Origin of the sequence: Chryseolinea serpens (assembly GCF_900129725.1) — a bacterium.
In the GTDB taxonomy this organism is placed as follows: domain Bacteria; phylum Bacteroidota; class Bacteroidia; order Cytophagales; family Cyclobacteriaceae; genus Chryseolinea; species Chryseolinea serpens.
In genome coordinates this window covers 614921-633040 of record NZ_FQWQ01000002.1, presented here as the reverse complement: position 1 = coordinate 633040, position 18120 = coordinate 614921, and the positions used below count along the sequence as shown (strand labels likewise).

The window sequence follows — 18120 nt, the reverse complement described above, 5'->3', positions numbered from 1 at the left end:
AACATGAAACGCAGGGAATTTATCATCGGTTGTTCCGCCGCGATCGCGGCCATGGCGGGCAGCCGCATCACCGGGTACTCGTTTTCTCCCGATGGCAGCCCGGGAAATATTCTCATCTATGTTTTCCTTCGCGGGGGATGCGACGGGCTCAACCTTGTGGCACCCGTGAACGACCCCAACTACATCGCCAACCGGACCGCCGACGTTCGCGTGACCGACCATGGCGACACCGAAGGATTGTCGCTCGGCAATGGACTGGCCGGTCTCGACTTTCGTCTTCATAAAAAAACTTCGGCATTGAAAGAGCTCTACGATTCAAATGCATTGGCCATCATCCATGCTGCCGGCCTCACCAACGGCACGCGCAGTCATTTCGATGCCATGGACCTGATCGAGCGGGGTTCGCTTCAAAACAAAAACCTGAACGAGGGGTGGCTCACCCGCTTTTTGAAAAGCGTTCCCGCTGCGCCGGGGGAAAATAGCATCGTGTCGGTGGCGATCGGTACGGTGGTGCCGACATCATTCCTGGGAAGCAACAGCACGCTGGCCATTAGCAACCTCAACGACTATAAGTTGCGCGGCGATAAACGTTATGCTTCGATTCTTCAAAGTCTATACACGGGCAATTCGTTGTTGGATGAGGCTGCTCAGAATGCACTGACCTCTGTGGCGGAGATCAACCAACAGTTGCCCAAAGATGTCACCAACACGCCGATGCCTTATGTGCCCGAAAATAATGTGAAGTATCCCGACAACCCGTTGGCAAGGTCACTCCAAACGCTGGCGCAACTGGTCAAGATGGAAACCGGTCTGCGGGTGGCGTCGGTGGACTATGGCGGTTGGGATACACATGAACACCAGCAAGGCGCCTTTGCCAATCTCGCCGAAGGATTGTCGACCGCGTTGGGTGCGTTCTACAACGACATCAGCAACCACCAGAAGCGTGTCACACTGTTGGTGATGAGTGAGTTTGGGCGGCGTCTGAAATCCAACAAGAGCAACGGCACCGATCACGGTCATGGCAATGTTATGTTGGTCTTGGGTGGAGATGTAAAGGGAGGGAAGATGTATGGCACCTGGCCCGGGCTTGAAAACGAACAACTCGACAACCACGTCGACCTGGCCGTCACGACCGACTATCGTCACGTGCTCAGCGAGATCTTGTTGAAGCGAATGGCCAATCCCAAACTAGGTTATATCTTTCCGGGCTACAAGGATTATAAGCCCCTGAATTTTCTCAACGGCAATGCGCTCCAGATCGATTACAACAATGCGAAATAGGCGCATATGATAAGAAAGAGGAACACGGACAGTGCGCTGCATAAAACGTCGCACGTCCAGGGTGGCTATTTGGTCTTCGCCTTTTTTTGTACTTTAACGGGCAAGAAACGACCTAGCGATGAAGCGCCTTATCTGTGTGTGGTGGATGACCCTCCTTATTTTTACTGCGGGAGCACAAGGCAACCAGGAAAGCCGCGTAAAAAAATATGGGATCAAAGACGGCCTTTCGCAGGCCGTGGTCAACAGCATTTCGCAAGACAACCAGGGGCTCATGTGGTTTGCCACCGAAGACGGGCTCAACCGCTTTGATGGCTATTCCTTCAAGAACTATAAGAACGACCCCGACAATCCGAAAACACTCGCGGATAATTTTATTCAAAATATATTCAGAGACTCCGATGGATCGTTTTGGGTCTCGTCGCGCAAAGGGCTTCACCACTTTGACGAGTCGCGCGAGCAGTTCACACTCTACCAGCACGCTGTCAGCAAGCAGGAGGTCACCTCGCCGCAAAATGACGTGAGCTTTATCACCGAGGGGCGGGCCAACAATTTGTGGGTCGCGTGGTACGGTGCAGGCTTTGCGTCGTTTGATAAGAAAACGAAAGTCTTCACGCCCTACAATCCGCGTAACCTCAAAGGATTGAGCAGCACGCAGACCATTGTCTTGCACGAAGATAAATTCGGCTGGCTCTGGGTTGGAACACAGAATGGCGGGCTCAACGTTTACCGGGTCACCAACGGAAAAGTGGTGGAGCGAAATGAACCACTGTCGAACAACAATGCCATCCCCTCCTCCAACATCCGCTGTTTTGCCGAAGATGCTTCCGGCAACATCTGGATCGGGACCTCCAGCGGCCTTGTGGTGTATAAGCGGCAGGACAATCAATTTCACACCTTCGATTTCAAAACCCTGGCGGGACAGCACGGCAACATTTTCAGTCTGCTGATCGATCACCAGGAGAACCTGTGGGTCGGCATGCAAGGGGTTGGTCTTTTTTTGCTGGATCTGCGGCAGTTTGTCGATCGTCCGCTGGAACAAGCGGCGTTTCGTCACATGGAAGTCTTGCGCGACTACGACATCTCCCGCTGCACCGTGCAGTCGCTGTATGAGGACAAGGATGGCAATCTTTGGCTGGGCACGTTTGGCGAAGGCATCTACATGAAGAGCAGCGCCGAGGAGCGGTTCACCAAAATACAAACCCGGCAATTTTTCAAGACCGCTTCCAACGTGGTGCAATATCACGGCGTGACCTACGACGAAAATGGATTTTTGTGGCTGTGCACCGAAGGCAATGGCATCTACAAATCAAAACTCAACGGCGAAGTCATTCACCACTACACCGCCGACGGCCGCCCGGCAAGCATCGGCGACAACGCTGTGCAATGCGCTTTGCGCGACCGGGCCAATAACCTATGGTTCGGAACCTACTCAAAAGGCATTTTCCGCTATGACGCCCAGCATGATTCCTTTGTAAACTATACCTACAAAGGCCAGCATACCGGCAGCGGCGCCAACGATGTACGCGCCTTGTTTGAAGACGCCAACGGCAGCATCTGGGTGGGCACTAATCGCGGGGGGCTGTGCCAGATCAACAAAGACGCGCAAACGTATGGCAATCCTCCGGGTATCAACTCCACACTGATGGATGGCGACATCCGTGCGATTGAAGAAGGCCGCGACGGAAAACTCTGGATAGGCTTGTACGGCGACGCCCTCTACGAATTCGACGCACGCTCCAAAAAAGCGTCGCAGCTCTTTTATGCTACCGAGAAAACCAGCGGCCTCAACAGCAACGTGGTCTTCGCCCTTCGAAACGATCATCATGGCAAATTGTGGATCGGCACGGGTGGGGGAGGACTGTACGCCTATGATTACAAGACCAAAGCCTTGATGCACTACGACGAGAAGGCAGGCCTTGGCAATAACACGGTTTACGCCATCCTCGTCGACAATTCCAATAACCTTTGGATGGGTACAAACAAAGGCCTCTCCAAATACGAACAAGGCCAGCAGCGGTTCACAAACTTCGATGCAAACGATGGGCTGCAGGAAGGACAGTTCAACGTGGGTGCAGCAGCCTACAACGACATCGCCGGCTACATGTGTTTTGGCGGGACCATGGGCGTCAATGTTTTTTACCCCGAACGCGTCATGCGCGACTTGAAGGAACCCGAAGTGCTGATCTCCGCCTTCGAACTTTTCAACAAGCCGATCGAAGTAAACGAAAAAAACGACAGCGAATTTGTGCTCGACCAGGTGATCAGCCGCACACAACACATTACGCTGAGTCACGATCAATCGGTATTTACGTTCGAGTTTGTAGGCTTGAACTACAGCTACCCCGAGAAGAATCAATATGCCTATATGCTGGACGGTCTGGACGACGATTGGAACTATGTTGGCCACCAGCGCACGGCTACCTACCGGTATTTGCCCGCTGGCAATTATACGTTTAAAGTAAAGGCCTCCAACCAGGACAACACCTGGGGCGACAATTATGCCAGCATCGACATCACGGTGTTGCCACCGTTTTACCGCACGTGGTGGGCCTATAGTTTATATTTTGCCATGTCGCTGGCCATCGGGGGCACGGTGTTTATGATCCGGCGGAAACAAGACCGTTTGAAAAAGCGGTTGAAGATCGAAAAGGCGCAGCGCAAGCGCGAACGGCAGCGCGTGCGGGAGAAGTTGAGTTTCTTCACGGAAGTGTCGCACGAGTTTCGCACACCGCTCACGCTCATCATCGGCCCGTTGGAAGAAATGGTGAACCAGGAAAGCAACCCGACCACGGTGCGGAAGCTAAAGCTGGTGAACCGGAATGCGCACAAGCTGCTTTCGCTGATCAATAAATTGTTGGAGTATCGGAAGATCGAGAGCGGGCACGTTACGCTCAAGGTGAGCGAGGAGAACATCGTTGCGTTTTTGGAAGAGATCCACATCACGTTCAAAGACCTCGCCGTGCAAAAGAACATCGACTTCGTCCTGAATGCCCCTGAACCTTCGGCCCGGGTTTGGTTCGACACCGAGAGGATGGAGATGGCCGTGACCAACATCTTGTCAAACGCTTTCAAATACATCGGCCAGGGAAACCGGATCAGCATCACGCTGCTCGAGGATGCGGAGAGAATGGTGGTGCAGATCAAAGACAATGGCGTGGGCATTCCCGAAAAACACTTGTACAATATTTTCCATTGGTTCTATAAAGGCAACGACGCCGGGCCGATGAGTTCGGGCATCGGGTTGGCGCTGGCGCGCAAGATCCTGCACTTGCATCATGGCGAGATCACCGTCGAAAGCAAGGACGGCCAGGGCTCCACGTTCAGCATCGTGCTGTTGAAAGGCTTTGCCCATTTCAAACCCGAAGAGATCGTATTGGAAAAAGACCGTCAAAAGCTGGTGGCCGAGAGCCTGCAACTTCCTGCGTGGCACGCGCCAGCCCAGGCCGACGAGGATGGGGCGGTGCACAAAGGCGTGCCCGGCGTGTTGATCGTCGAGGACGATGAAGACATCCGCTCTTTCTTAAAAGAGTATTTCGAAAAGCGCTACCGCATCCTCGAGGCGGCCGACGGCAAGGAAGCGTTGGCGATGGCCCTTGAATTTCACCCCGACCTCATCATCAGCGACGTGATGATGCCCGAAATGGACGGCATCACGTTGACGCGTCACCTGAAGACAAACCTGCGCACCAGTCATATTCCCATCATTCTGCTCACCGCCCGCAACACGCACAGTCAGCACAAGGAAGGCATCGAAGGCGGAGCGGATGCTTATATCACCAAGCCTTTTAGCCCGGAGATGTTGTCGGTGACCATCCAAAACCTGCTGCAGTTGCGTGAAAACCTGAAGCGATTCTATCGCAACCTCTTCACGCAACATGCCGACCCGCCGCCCAATGTTCAAACCGGGCTGGAAGAAAAGTTTTTGCACACCATCCACGACACGTTGAAAGCCAACATGGACAACCCCGGCTTTAACGTGAACGAGCTTTGCGATTCGCTCAACATGAGCCGCACCTTAGTATATAAGAAAGTGAAGATGCTCACCGGACTCACACCGGTGGAGTATTTGCGGTCGTTGCGCATGCAGGAAGCCGCCCGCCTGTTAAAGACCAACCAGTACAAGGTGTTTGAAGTGGTTTATATGGTTGGGTTTTCCGACCTGAAGTATTTCCGCCAATGCTTTATAAAGGAGTTCGGCCACCCGCCTTCGGAATATGGGAAAAGCACTTCCCCGTCGGCATAGCCCCTGGCGACTTGTAAACGCGTTTTTTACAAAATGAACAAATGCCCCCTGTCGGCGGGCGAAATATTGCCGTTGCCAGTTTTTTCAAAATTTTATGCTGAATTAGGCCTGAATTCAGGGCTTTTTTGAAGTAAGAACATCTGCCCCCTACGAATTCTCATTTTACCCCTCCTGTCAGGAATCGTTTCCGGTAACCTTTACACAAAGGTTTGCGCCAATCGCAGGCCTGGTTCTCTAACCTTATAAAACCTATGAATCGCTCCAGCCCACCCAACCTCAACTCGGGGTAGAAAAGGCAACGCCTTTTTACGCCCGTATGCTACAAATGAATTCTTGATACCAACTAAAACCTATGAAATTTAAACATCTACTAAACCGTATGCTGTTCCTGGCAGCGATCGTCATGATCACACCGGCTGCAGCATTTGCCGTACCTGGCCGGGTGGACAACACCGTTCAGGGAAAAGTTACTTCGTCGGATGATGGTTCCGCCTTGCCGGGTGTGAACATCATCGTGAAGGGCACGTCCATTGGCACTACCACCGACGCTGATGGTAGTTATTCTATTTCGGTTCCCAGCACAGAATCGGTGTTGGTCTTCACCTTCATCGGCTTCAAGACACAAGAGGTCGCCGTCGGAAATCAGACGTCCATCGACATCACGCTCACCGCCGACATGGAGACCTTGTCGGAAGTGGTCGTGGTGGGTTATGGCGAGCAAAAGAGAGAAACGCTCACCGGATCCATCTCGCAGGTAAAGGGCGAGGACCTGGTGAAGAGCCCGCAACCTAACGTTTCAAACTCGTTGGCAGGACGCTTCTCGGGGATCATTGCCAACAACCGCGGTGGCGAGCCCGGCTATGACGGCAGTACCTACAGCATCCGCGGCCAGGCAACGACCGGCAACAACGACGTGCTCGTGGTGGTCGACGGCATCCCCGGACAACTCGGCGGCTTGGAACGATTGAACCCCAACGACATCGAAAGCATTTCCATTCTGAAAGATGCTTCTGCTGCTGTGTACGGAAGTCGCGCGGCCAACGGTGTGATCCTCGTGACCACCAAGCGTGGAAAAAGTGGTAAGCCCACCATTTCGTATAGTTTCAATCAAGGCTTCTCATCGCCCACACGGTTGCCCAAGATGGCCGACGCACCCACGTATGCGACGATCCAGAATGAGATCGACTACTACAACAACAAAGCTGGCGGAATGAATCAACATTATTCCGATGCAGAGATCCAGAAATTCCGCGATGGTTCCGATCCGCTCGTTTATCCCAACACCAACTGGGCAAAGGAAACGTTGAAGCGGGTAGCGCTTCAGAATCAACACAACTTGTCCATCAAGGGCGGTACCGACGACATTCGTTACTTTGTGTCGCTGGGAAAAACTTTCCAGGATGGTTTGTATAAAAATGGCGCGACCAAATACAACCAATACAATTTCCGGTCGAACATCGACGCCAATGTCACGAAAGATTTCAAAGTAAGCCTTTCACTGTCGGGAAGACAGGAGGACCGGAAATATCCGGTGTATGGCGCCAATGATATTTTCCGTTCTATTTATCGCGCTTACCCCACCGTCATTGCAACCTATCCCAACGGACTTCCCTCTACAGGTATAGAAAATAACAACCCTACGGTGATGGCTACCGACAAGGGGGGTACCAACATGAACCCGATCACTACGTTCAACGGTATCCTGCGGGCAAGCTATGCAATCCCGTATGTAAAAGGTCTTTCGATCGACGGCTTCTATGCCGTGGATAAGATCTGGAATTTCGGAAAGGTGTTTTCAAAACCCTATACCCTGTATCGCTATAACAGCGCCGACGGCACCTATTCGCCGGTGGTGACCGGTGGCTCCTCCGGGTTGGGCAAGCTCGTGGAATCGCAGGAGAACACCAGCATGATCACCGACAACTTGAAGCTTAACTATGAGAAGCAGATGGGCAGTCACTATGTGAGCGCTTTCGTGGCCTATGAACAGAGCAAGACGCACCGCGAAACGTTCAATGCAACCCGCATCAACTATCCGACCATTCAAACCCCTGAGCTTACACAGGGTGGTTCGGCAAGCTCTGACCGCGACAACACGGGCAGCAGCTATAACTACACACGCAAAAGTTATATCGGCAAGGTGGCCTACAACTACAAAGAGAAATATTTATTGGAAGTGCAAATGCGCATCGACGGTTCGTCCACTTTCCCGAAAGGAAAACAATATGGCTACTTCCCTGCTATTTCTGCAGGATGGAGAATATCGGAAGAAGGATGGTTCGAGAACGTATCGTTTGTAAACGATCTGAAGATCCGTGCATCGCATGGTCAGTTGGGTAACGACAACGTGGGGCAGTTCCAATACTTCAACAACTACTCGTTCAACAACACCTACACGGTCGGCAGCGACAAGCACCCGGGTATCGACCTCACCAAGCTGGCCAACCCCAACATCACGTGGGAAGTATCAAAGAAGACCGACGTCGGTTTGAATGCCACGATCTTTAGAAACGTCACCCTGGAATTCATCTACTTCAGACAAGACCGCTCCGACATCCTGGCCGCGCGTAATGCGTCTATCCCCGGTGTGTCGGGCATCGTGAATCCCTACAATGACAACACCGACAAGTATGTGCCGCTGGTGCCGTTCGAGAACATCGGTAAAGTGAAGAGCACGGGTTTCGAAACCACGTTGGGCTATTCGAAACACCAGGGTAATTTCTGGTACGGTGCTTCGGCCAACATGACGCTGGCCAAGAGCCAGATCATCTTTATTGACGAAGCTCCCGGTGTGCTGGACTACCAACGTCAAACCGGCCGGCCGATGAACACCTATCTCTTGTATAATACGATCGGCATCTTCCGCACGCAAGCCGACCTCGATTCGCATCCTCACCTGTCGGGTGCACAACTTGGCGACCTGATCTACGAAGATTACAACAAAGACGGCAAGATCACGGCCGACGACCAGGTGCGCACCAAGTATGGCAACATTCCCCAGGTCACGTATGGCCTCACGCTGAACGGTGGCTGGAAGAATTTCGACATCTCGCTGCTCTTCGCAGGGCAGGCGCGGGTGAGCCAGTATGTGCTGGCCGAGTCGGGAACGGTTGGAAACTTCTACAGCACCTGGGCCGACAATCGCTGGAGCCCGACGAATACCGAAGGAAGCTATCCCCGGGTAGATTCGCGCGCATCGTCGTCGATCAACGGCGGGTTGTACAAGAATAATTTCTGGCTGAACAACTCGGCTTTTGTGCGACTCAAGAACGTTTCCATCGGCTACAACGTGCCGGTGACGTTGCTCTCCAAGTATCGCATCAGCGGGTTGAGATTGTATGCCAATGCGTTCAACTTGTTCACCATCACCAAAGTGAAAGATTATGATCCCGAGGGAAGCAGCGAAAGCGGTCAATTCTATCCGCAGCAGCGCATCATCAATGTTGGTGTAAACATTCAGTTCTAAAAACGAAAGATCATGAAACTAAGATTCAATTACATACTACTGGCAGGCGTGATCACGCTCGGCGGACTGGCCGTGAGTTGCAACAGCGACCTGCTCGACGTGCAACCCACCGACCGCATCTCCGACGACGCCATCGCCTCGGACTCCTCGCTGTTCGAGGACTTTGTGATCAACCGGTACATGGGCGTGCGCCTGATGGACAAGGAAGCCGAAGGCACACCTCCTGGTTTTGGCCGCGGCTTTGAGTATGCCATGTGGGCATCGCTTACCGACGAAGCCATCTACAACAACGACGACAACACCTGGCTGGTCCAGCGTGGACAATTGGCGCCGGAAAACACGGGTATCGCCGGCACCATCTGGTCGCGGAGCTACCGGAGCATCCGCGAATGCAACTATGCGCTGAGCATCATCAACAATGTGACCATGACGGAACAACGCCGTGCACGCCTCACCGCAGAACTGAAATTTATTCGCGCCTACCGCTACCAGGACCTCGTGCGCAATTATGGTGCTGTGGTACTGATGGGTGACAATGTATACGACCTCGATAACGACTTAACGGATGCCGCATTGTTTGTACGGTCCTCCGTGGCCGAAGGCATCCAATACATCACCACCGAATTGACGCAGGCTGCCGCAGGACTTCCCACTGCCAACGACAGCAACTGGAAGTTGGGCCGCGCAACCAAAGGCGCTGCATTGGCTTTGAAGTCGCGGGTCTTGTTGTATGCCGCCAGCCCGCTTTACAATGCCGGCACGTGGCAAGCAGCAGCGGACGCTGCTAAAGAAGTGATGACCCTGGGCTATTCCCTGCATCCCGACTACCGGAACTTGTTCCTCACCTCGTCGAGCAGTGAGATTATTTTCGAGCGGTTGTATAGCGTAGGCGCACGCCACGTATGTTTGGAAATCTCCAATGGCCCCAACGGCTATGGCGGATGGGCCGGCAACTCGCCCCTCCAAAACCTGGTCGATGCCTACGAAGTGAAAGTAGATGCCAACACCGCCGTGCCTTTCGACTGGAACAATGCCACACACGTTCAGAATCCGTATGTCAATCGCGACTCACGTTTTTATGCCAGCATTCTCTACAACGGTGCATCGTACCGTGGCCGGCAGATCGAGACCTTCCTCCCAGGTGGGTTGGACAGCAAGGACGGACGCGACAACTGGAACGCATCGAAGACAGGCTACTACCTCTTGAAGTTCCTCGACGATAAACTTCCGATCGACAATCCCTGGGATGTGGCCGGCGTGCAACCCTGGATCTACTTGCGCTACGCCGAAGTATTGCTCAACTATGCGGAAGCTCAAAACGAAGCCTCCGGTCCGGATGCGTCGGTGTATGATGCCATCAACAAGATCCGCACCCGTGCGGGTATGCCCAATCTGCCTGCGGGCCTGACGCAAGTCACCATGCGCGATGCGATCCGCCACGAGCGACAGGTAGAGCTGGCTTTTGAAGAGCATCGTTTCTATGATGTGCGTCGCTGGAAGATCGCGATCGACACCGAGAACGAACCGGCCTATGGTGTGAACATCACCAAGAGTGGAAACACGCTCACGTTCGAAAAGAAGGTGGCCTTGGATGGACGGAAATTTGAAGAGAAGCACTATTGGCTGCCGATCCCCCGTGCCGAGATCCTTTCGTCCGGGAACAAGCTCGAGCAGAATCCTTCGTATTGAGATAATTCTTAAGTCCTGAGAACAAGGCAGCGCGTTCTCGCAAAACGCGCTGCCTTTTCTTTTATGCCCTGTCAGCATGCATCTACCGATCCGCTTCCCTGGCGCTTTGCTACTCTTGGTTGGAGTAACGTGTTGTCTGCTGTCCTGCAGCGAGCGGAAGGAGACTTTATTCACCGCGATGGACGCTGCCGGTACCGGCGTGACCTTTGTCAACATGGTGGAGGAAGACGATGCGTTCAACATCCTTACCTACGAATATTTATACAATGGGGGAGGCGTGGCTGCGGGCGATTTGAACAATGACGGCAACATCGATTTGCTGTTCACGGGCAATGCCGTGCCCAACAAACTCTATCTGAACAAAGGCGAATGGAAATTTGAAGACATCACCCAGGCGGCAGGCATAGCCGGAAGACCGCGTTGGAAAACGGGCGTCACCCTGGCCGATGTGAATGCCGATGGCTGGCTCGATGTGTACATTTGCTACTCTGGTCCGGGCAAGGCCAGCGATCGTTGCAATGAACTGTATATCAACCAGCGAACAAAAGTGCCCACCTTCACCGAACGCGCCGCCGAATATGGGCTCGACGCATGCGGCACATTTTCTACGCAGGCCTCCTTTTTTGATTATGATCTGGATGGTGACCTCGACATGTTTTTGCTCAACCACGCCAGACTTACCTACAATCCTTTTTTCAATTCTAAAAAACTTCGCGCCATGCGTCACCCGGAATATGGGAACCGACTGTATCAGAACGACGATGGCCATTACAAAGACATTAGCGCCGAAGCCGGCATCCACGGCAGTGGCGTCAACTTCGGCCTGGGGGTATCGGTGGCCGACATGAATGAAGACGGTTGGCCCGATCTATACGTGACCAACGATTATGAAGAGCAGGATTTTTTTTATATCAACAAGGGCGATGGAACATTTCGCGAAACCTTGAAAGAATCTTTTCGACACATTGCCCGCAACGGCATGGGCTGCGACATTGCCGACTACAACAACGACGGCCGGCCGGATGTGGTCGTGGTGGATATGTTGCCGGAAGACAACTACCGTCAGAAGATCTTAAAAGGTCCTGATGATTTCGACCGCTACAACTTGTTGCGCGACAGTGGCTACCACCACCAGAACATGCGCAACGTACTGCAATTGAACATGGGCTTGCGCAACGGCGTGCCCGTGTTTAGCGAAGTCGGGCAACTCGCCGGAATTTCCAATACCGACTGGAGTTGGTGTCCATTGATGGCCGATTTCGATAACGACGGCTATAAGGATCTTTTTATTACCAACGGTTTTTTGCGCGACTTTACCAACCTGGATTTTGTAAAGTATGTGTACCAGGACAAGCAAAAGAATCAACGGCCCTATGAGATCGTCAAGCAACTTCCTTCTACGCGCATCAGCAACTATGCATTCCGAAACCAGGGCGACCTCACTTTTCAAAATGCTGCGATGGATTGGGGATTGTCGGAGGCATCGATTTCAAACGGGGCGGCCTACGCCGACCTGGATAACGATGGTGACCTGGACCTGGTGACCAACAATATTAATCAGCCCGCTTTTCTATATCGAAACAATACCGATCATGGGCAATCGCATTACATCAAAGTCAGGATCAAGGGGTCGGCAAAGAACACGAACGGCATCGGTGCAAAAGTGGGCATCCGTGTGGGCGGTCAACTACAGGTGCAGGAGTTGTATCCCACGCGAGGGTTTCAATCCTGCATGCCGGCGGAAATCATTTTCGGAACGGGCGCAAACACAGAAATCGATTCGCTTTGGGTGCTGTGGCCGGATCGCAAGATCGATGTGAAGCGAAAGGTGAAAGTCGACGCGACATTGGCACTTAGTGAAACCTCCGGCGCAATATATCCGCATACTGCAGATCATAGCAAGCTTCCGTGGTTTGAAGACGCGACCCTTCAATCGGCCGTTGCTTACAGGCATGTGGAGAATGACTTTATCGATTTTAAAATACAGTACCTCCTTCCTTATCAACTTTCGAAGTATGGCCCATGTCTCGCTTCGGGCGACGTGGACGGTGATGGCAATGATGACTTTTTTATAGGAGGTGCCAGTGGTCATCCCGGCCGGTTGTACATCAGTACATCACAAGGCTTTATGCCGGCGCCCAGCCAACCTTGGGTGGCCGATAGTTTGAGCGAAGATACGGGCGCATTGTTTTTTGACGCCGACAACGACGGTGATCGCGATCTTTATTTGGTGCACGGTGGTGTGGAGTTTCCGGCCACGGCGGCGGTGTTGCTCCAGGATAAGTTATTTGAAAATGATGGCAAGGGAAATTTCAGCGCTGTAGCCACGGCATTGCCCCGGGAAGTGTCGAACGGAAGCAGCATCGCTGCCGGCGATTTTGACAAGGACGGTGACCTCGATCTCTTTGTCGGCGCTCGGGCCATTCCGGGTAATTATCCGTTGCCTTCGGTGTCGTTGCTGCTGCGCAACGATTCACGGGCGGGCAAGATGTTGTTCACGATCGTCACACCCGAATTTCTACGCAAACCTGGGATGGTCGCATCCGCCGTCTGGATGGACTACAATCATGATTCGTGGCCAGACCTGTTGCTGGCGGGCGAGTTCATGCCCGTGATGCTTTTTGAAAATCACAACGGCACCTTCGTCGACCGGACGTCTTCCGCAGGGCTGAGTAAAACGTCGGGCCTGTGGTGCAAATTGCTGCCCGCCGATGTCGACAACGATGGCGACCTGGATGTGATCGCGGGAAATGCCGGTTTGAATCTTCCTTTCAGAACATCAGAACAGGAACCCATTGCCCTCACCTATGGCGATTTTAATGGCGATGGCCAGGCGGATCCGTTAATGACCACTTATGTACAAGGAAAACGTTTTCCGTATCCCTCGCGCGATGAATTGCTGGAAGTGATGCCCGCGTTAAAAAAGAAATTCGTAACGTACGCGTCATACGCCGGGGCATCATTGGAAGATGTGTTGTCTGATGAAACGCTGCGCCGCGCGGCCCGCCTGGAAGCCGCGAATACCCGCAGTTGCTTTTTGATGAATGCGGGCAATGGAAAATTTGACGTCGTTGCCCTTCCGGTGGAGGCGCAGTTCAGTATGAACTCGGCCCTGGCGTTTGAGGATTTTAATGCGGACGGTGTAAAGGATATCCTGCTGGCAGGCAACTTTTATCCATACCGTGTGCAGGCAGGCCGTTGTGATGCGTCCAGCGGGTTGATCCTGAAGGGAACGGGCCACGGTAAATATGTGCCCCTGTTTTTTGATACCACGGGCTTTTATGCCGCCGGCGACGTGCGGACGATGGCCGTGTTGAAGACCAATGGAAAGGAAAATCAATTGGTGATCGGAGTGAATGATGCATCGCCTATGGTGTATCGCTATAAAACAAAATAATCATAACCCTAACGAACGGTGAACATTCGATTAAGAAATCTATTTGCGTTGCTGGTCATAGTTTCCGGCAGTTGTTTCAAGCGCGACACAGAGCAGCCGGTAGCGGCCGAAAATGAAACAGTCATAACGATCCATCTCGACGATAAAAAACAGACCATCCGGAATTTCGGAGCGTCCGACGCCTGGGCATGCAATTTCATTGGGGTGTGGCCCGATGAACAGCGCAACCAGGTAGCGGATTGGCTCTTTAGCACGGCCGTGGATGAAGAAGGAAAACCCAAAGGCATCGGACTGTCGTTGTGGCGATTTAACATCGGGGCCGGGAGCGCGGCACAAGACAACATCGCGGATGAGTGGCGCCGCACGGAGGGATTTTTGAAAGACGACCTCACCTACGATTGGAACAAGCAAGCGGGCCAACAATGGTTTCTCGATGCTGCAAAGACAAGGGGCGTCGATCAGTTTGTGGGCTTCACCAACAGCCCGCCGGTGCAACTCACCAAAAACAAAAAAGCGTTTTCAAGCGATGGTCAGCAGGCAAACATTGCCAAGGAAAAGTACGATGCATTCGCCGTATTCCTGGCCACCGTCGCCAGGCATTTTCAGGAGAAGGGAATTGTGTTGAACTACCTCAGTCCGTTCAACGAGCCGCAGTGGGATTGGACCAACGGCAGCCAGGAGGGCACACCCTACACCAACCAGGAGATGTTCGACATCACCCGGAAACTGGATTCGATCATCTCCAAGGAAAATCTTCCCACCAAAATACAAGTGGCGGAAGCCGGCTCCATGGTATACCTCTATGGCACTTCCGGCAAACCTACGCGCAGCAACCAGATCGAAGATTTCTTCTCTCAGGGGTCGACGCGGTTTCTCGGCGGATTTAATTCGGTCGACAAGATGATCTCCGGTCACAGCTACTTCACGTCGGCGCCGGTAAAGGACATGATCTCGGTGCGCCAGTTGGTGAACCAGAAAATAAAATCGGTCTCCGTGCCTCTTGAATTCTGGCAAAGTGAGTATTGTATCCTGGGCGACCAGGAGGAAGTGCCGGGGCCCGGCAAAGACACGGGAATGGTGCCGGCGTTGTATGTGGCGCGCCTCATCCACCACGACCTCACCGTGGCCAACGCCAGCGCCTGGCATTGGTGGACCTCTTTGTCGGTCTATGATTATAAAGACGGACTGGTCTACGCCGACAAAAACAAAACGACCGGCAAGGTGGAGGACACGAAACTCCTCTGGGCGTTTGGGAATTTTAGCCGTTTTATCCGCCCGGGAGCGCAACGTGTGGAGGTGACATCGGCAAAGGTAAATATCAACAACCCGGTAGGACTGATGGCCTCATCCTATGTCAACGCCGCGAACAACGAGGTGGTCACGGTCATTATTAATTACAGCAACATCGATGAAACCCTCCGGCTCGACATGCCGACCGGTACGGCGGGAGCATCACAGCTTTTTATCACGTCGGGTAAGGCAGGGGAAGATCTAAAGCCTTTGAACAAAATTGACGGCACCGAAGCTTTCCAGGTTCCGAAAACATCGATCGTCACGCTGGTGACAAAGCTCCTTTAATTCACATTTTTTTCTGAAAATCAGATGAAACGACTCCATAAACTTGCTTCGATCATTGTTCTGCTTTTGACCTTTTGTTTTGATTTGTCAGCACAACATTCGGGCACCGTCTTATTCAACGCGCAATGGAAGTTTTACAAAGGTGATATCGCCCAAGGCGAAAAGATCGCCACCGACGATTCGTCCTGGAAAACCCTGGACCTCCCACACGACTGGAGCATTGAGGGACCTTTTAGCGATGCCTGGGCAAGTGGCACCGGCTATTTACCCGGTGGCATCGGGTGGTATAGAAAGACGTTCGACGTGCTTCCACCACAACAAGGCAAGACGATCTATCTCTACTTCGACGGTGTGTATAAAAATAGCGAAGTGTGGATCAATGAAAAATATCTGGGCAAACGCCCCAATGGCTATGCTTCGTTTTATTATGACATCACGCCCTATCTGAATGCAAAGGGAAAGAATGTTGTGGCCGTTAAAGTTGATCACGCCGATTTTGCCGACTCGCGTTGGTATAGCGGGTCGGGCATTAACCGTAACGTTTATCTCATGGCCGTTAACCCCACGCACATCGCGGTGTGGGGTACCGTTTTCACGACACCCGAGATCTCTCAGCAGCAGGCCACAGCCTCGCTGAAGGTTTCGCTTGTAAACGTTTCGAAGCTGAAGACGGAGGTGGCATCTGAACTCGTCGACGACCGCGGAACGGTAGTGGCGCAACAAAAACAAACAGTATCTGCGCGCGAAGGAAAAGAGAGCGATGTTACGCTGTCGTTCAACGTGAAAAGCCCGAAGCGCTGGTCGGTAGACACACCCTTTCTATACACCCTGAGAACAACCGTGTTGATCAATGGCAAACCCGTTGACGAGGTGACCGAAAAAGTCGGCTTCCGGGAATTTCATTTCGACGCCGACAAAGGCTTTTTCCTCAATGGCGAAAACATCAAACTAAAAGGAGTGTGTTTCCACGACGATGCCGGTGCGTTGGGTTCGGCTGTTCCCAGAGCGGTGTGGAAGCGAAGGCTCCAGACCTTGAAAGAATTGGGTTGCAATGCCATCCGCATGAGTCACAATCCGCACCAGGATTACCTCTACGACCTTTGTGACGAAATGGGTTTCCTCGTGCAGGACGAGGCATTCGACGAATGGGCCATCGGCAAAAACAAATGGATCAAAGGATGGAACGTAGGGCAACCCGGCAAAGACGGTTACAGCAAATATTTTGCAGAATGGTCGGACCGTGATTTGGGTGACATGATCCGGCGAAACCGGAACCGGGCATGCATCATCATGTGGAGCATTGGCAACGAAATCGACTACCCCAACGATCCCTACACGCACGAAATATTGAACACAGGCCGAAACCCACAGATCTACGGCAAAGGTTATCAGGCGGGCAATCCACCTGCCGAACAAATGGGACCGATTGCCAAACACCTTGTGGAAGTAGTGAAGGCATTGGACAAAACACGACCGGTCACCGCCGCGCTTGCCGGCGTGGTCATGTCGAACCTCACGAGCTATCCCGATGCCCTCGACGTGGTGGGATACAACTACCAGGAGTATCGCTATGAAGACGATCACCGCCAATTTCCAAAGCGCGTCATCTATGGCAGCGAAAACGGAAAGTCCTACGACGCCTGGAAACCCGTAGCAGACCTCGACTACATTTCCGCTCAATACTTGTGGACCGCATTTGACTTTATCGGCGAAGCATCCGTGTGGCCCGTGCGCAGTAGCGGAGCTGGGGTGATCGACCTGGCGGGATTCCCGAAAAGTGAATTTTACTATCGAAAGAGCTTATGGTCCAGCACCCCTACCACATTTCTCTCCGTGGCCCCGGTATCGCGAAAAGACCGTTCACGCGGCTTTGGCGATGCCCATTGGAACTGGACGCCGGGCGACTCCGTGAGTGTCTATTGTTTTACCAACGGCGATGAAGCCGAACTCTTTGTGAACAACGGGTCGCTCGGAAAAAAAACGATCGAGTCAAATGGATACATGCGTTGGCGGGTTGTGTATCAGCCGGGAGAATTGAAAGTAAAGTCATCGAAGGGAGGGAAGCCCTTTGGAGAATTTCAGTTGACGTCCGCCGGCGAAGCGGCAACACTCGGTGCGGTACCCGACCGGAATACGCTTAAGGCAGACAAAGACGACGTGGTTCACCTCACCGTTTCGGTTCTCGACAAAGACAACCGGCTTGTCCCCCTGGCAGACAGGGAAATAACATTTTCCATCGAAGGACCCGGTCGCCTGCTGGGGTTGGAGAGCGGCGACTTGCGCAGTCATGAAGATTACAAGGCGAGCAAACGCAAAGCCTACAAGGGCAAAGTCCTCGCGTACGTTCAAGCAACCGGGCCGGGAACGATTACCGTCACGGTGAGCTCGCCGGGGTTGAGATCACAAACGGTTCAATTGGAGTCGCTGGCCGATAATCCTTGATGTAGCTGGATTTTTGCGGGCAGA

General features: G+C 52.9%; 7 protein-coding genes. All 7 read left to right on the top strand.

Annotated elements, in window-relative coordinates:
* Positions 1-3 precede the first annotated feature (3 nt).
* The 7 genes from BUB30_RS16625 to BUB30_RS16595 all read left to right on the top strand — a co-directional run bounded on the left by BUB30_RS16625 (position 4) and on the right by BUB30_RS16595 (position 18096).
* Positions 4-1281, top strand: coding sequence for a DUF1501 domain-containing protein (locus BUB30_RS16625; RefSeq protein ID WP_073136103.1), 1278 nt, complete (start codon positions 4-6; stop codon positions 1279-1281).
* Positions 1282-1399: 118 nt separating this feature from the next.
* Positions 1400-5524: a hybrid sensor histidine kinase/response regulator transcription factor gene (locus BUB30_RS16620; protein ID WP_073136101.1), complete on the top strand. Its 4125-nt coding sequence runs from the start codon at positions 1400-1402 to the stop codon at positions 5522-5524.
* Between the two features lie 352 nt (positions 5525-5876).
* On the top strand, positions 5877-8990 hold the full coding sequence (locus tag BUB30_RS16615) for a SusC/RagA family TonB-linked outer membrane protein (protein WP_084138181.1): 3114 nt from the start codon (positions 5877-5879) through the stop codon (positions 8988-8990).
* Between the two features lie 12 nt (positions 8991-9002).
* Positions 9003-10679: a RagB/SusD family nutrient uptake outer membrane protein gene (locus BUB30_RS16610; RefSeq protein WP_073136098.1), complete on the top strand. Its 1677-nt coding sequence runs from the start codon at positions 9003-9005 to the stop codon at positions 10677-10679.
* Positions 10680-10755: 76 nt separating this feature from the next.
* Positions 10756-14076: a VCBS repeat-containing protein gene (locus tag BUB30_RS16605; protein ID WP_073136096.1), complete on the top strand. Its 3321-nt coding sequence runs from the start codon at positions 10756-10758 to the stop codon at positions 14074-14076.
* A gap of 18 nt (positions 14077-14094) precedes the next feature.
* The gene (locus tag BUB30_RS16600; RefSeq protein ID WP_084138180.1) at positions 14095-15654 is read left to right on the top strand and encodes a glycoside hydrolase; all 1560 of its coding nucleotides are present in this window, start codon (positions 14095-14097) and stop codon (positions 15652-15654) included.
* A gap of 24 nt (positions 15655-15678) precedes the next feature.
* Positions 15679-18096: a glycoside hydrolase family 2 TIM barrel-domain containing protein gene (locus BUB30_RS16595; protein ID WP_073136094.1), complete on the top strand. Its 2418-nt coding sequence runs from the start codon at positions 15679-15681 to the stop codon at positions 18094-18096.
* Positions 18097-18120: the final 24 nt, after the last annotated feature.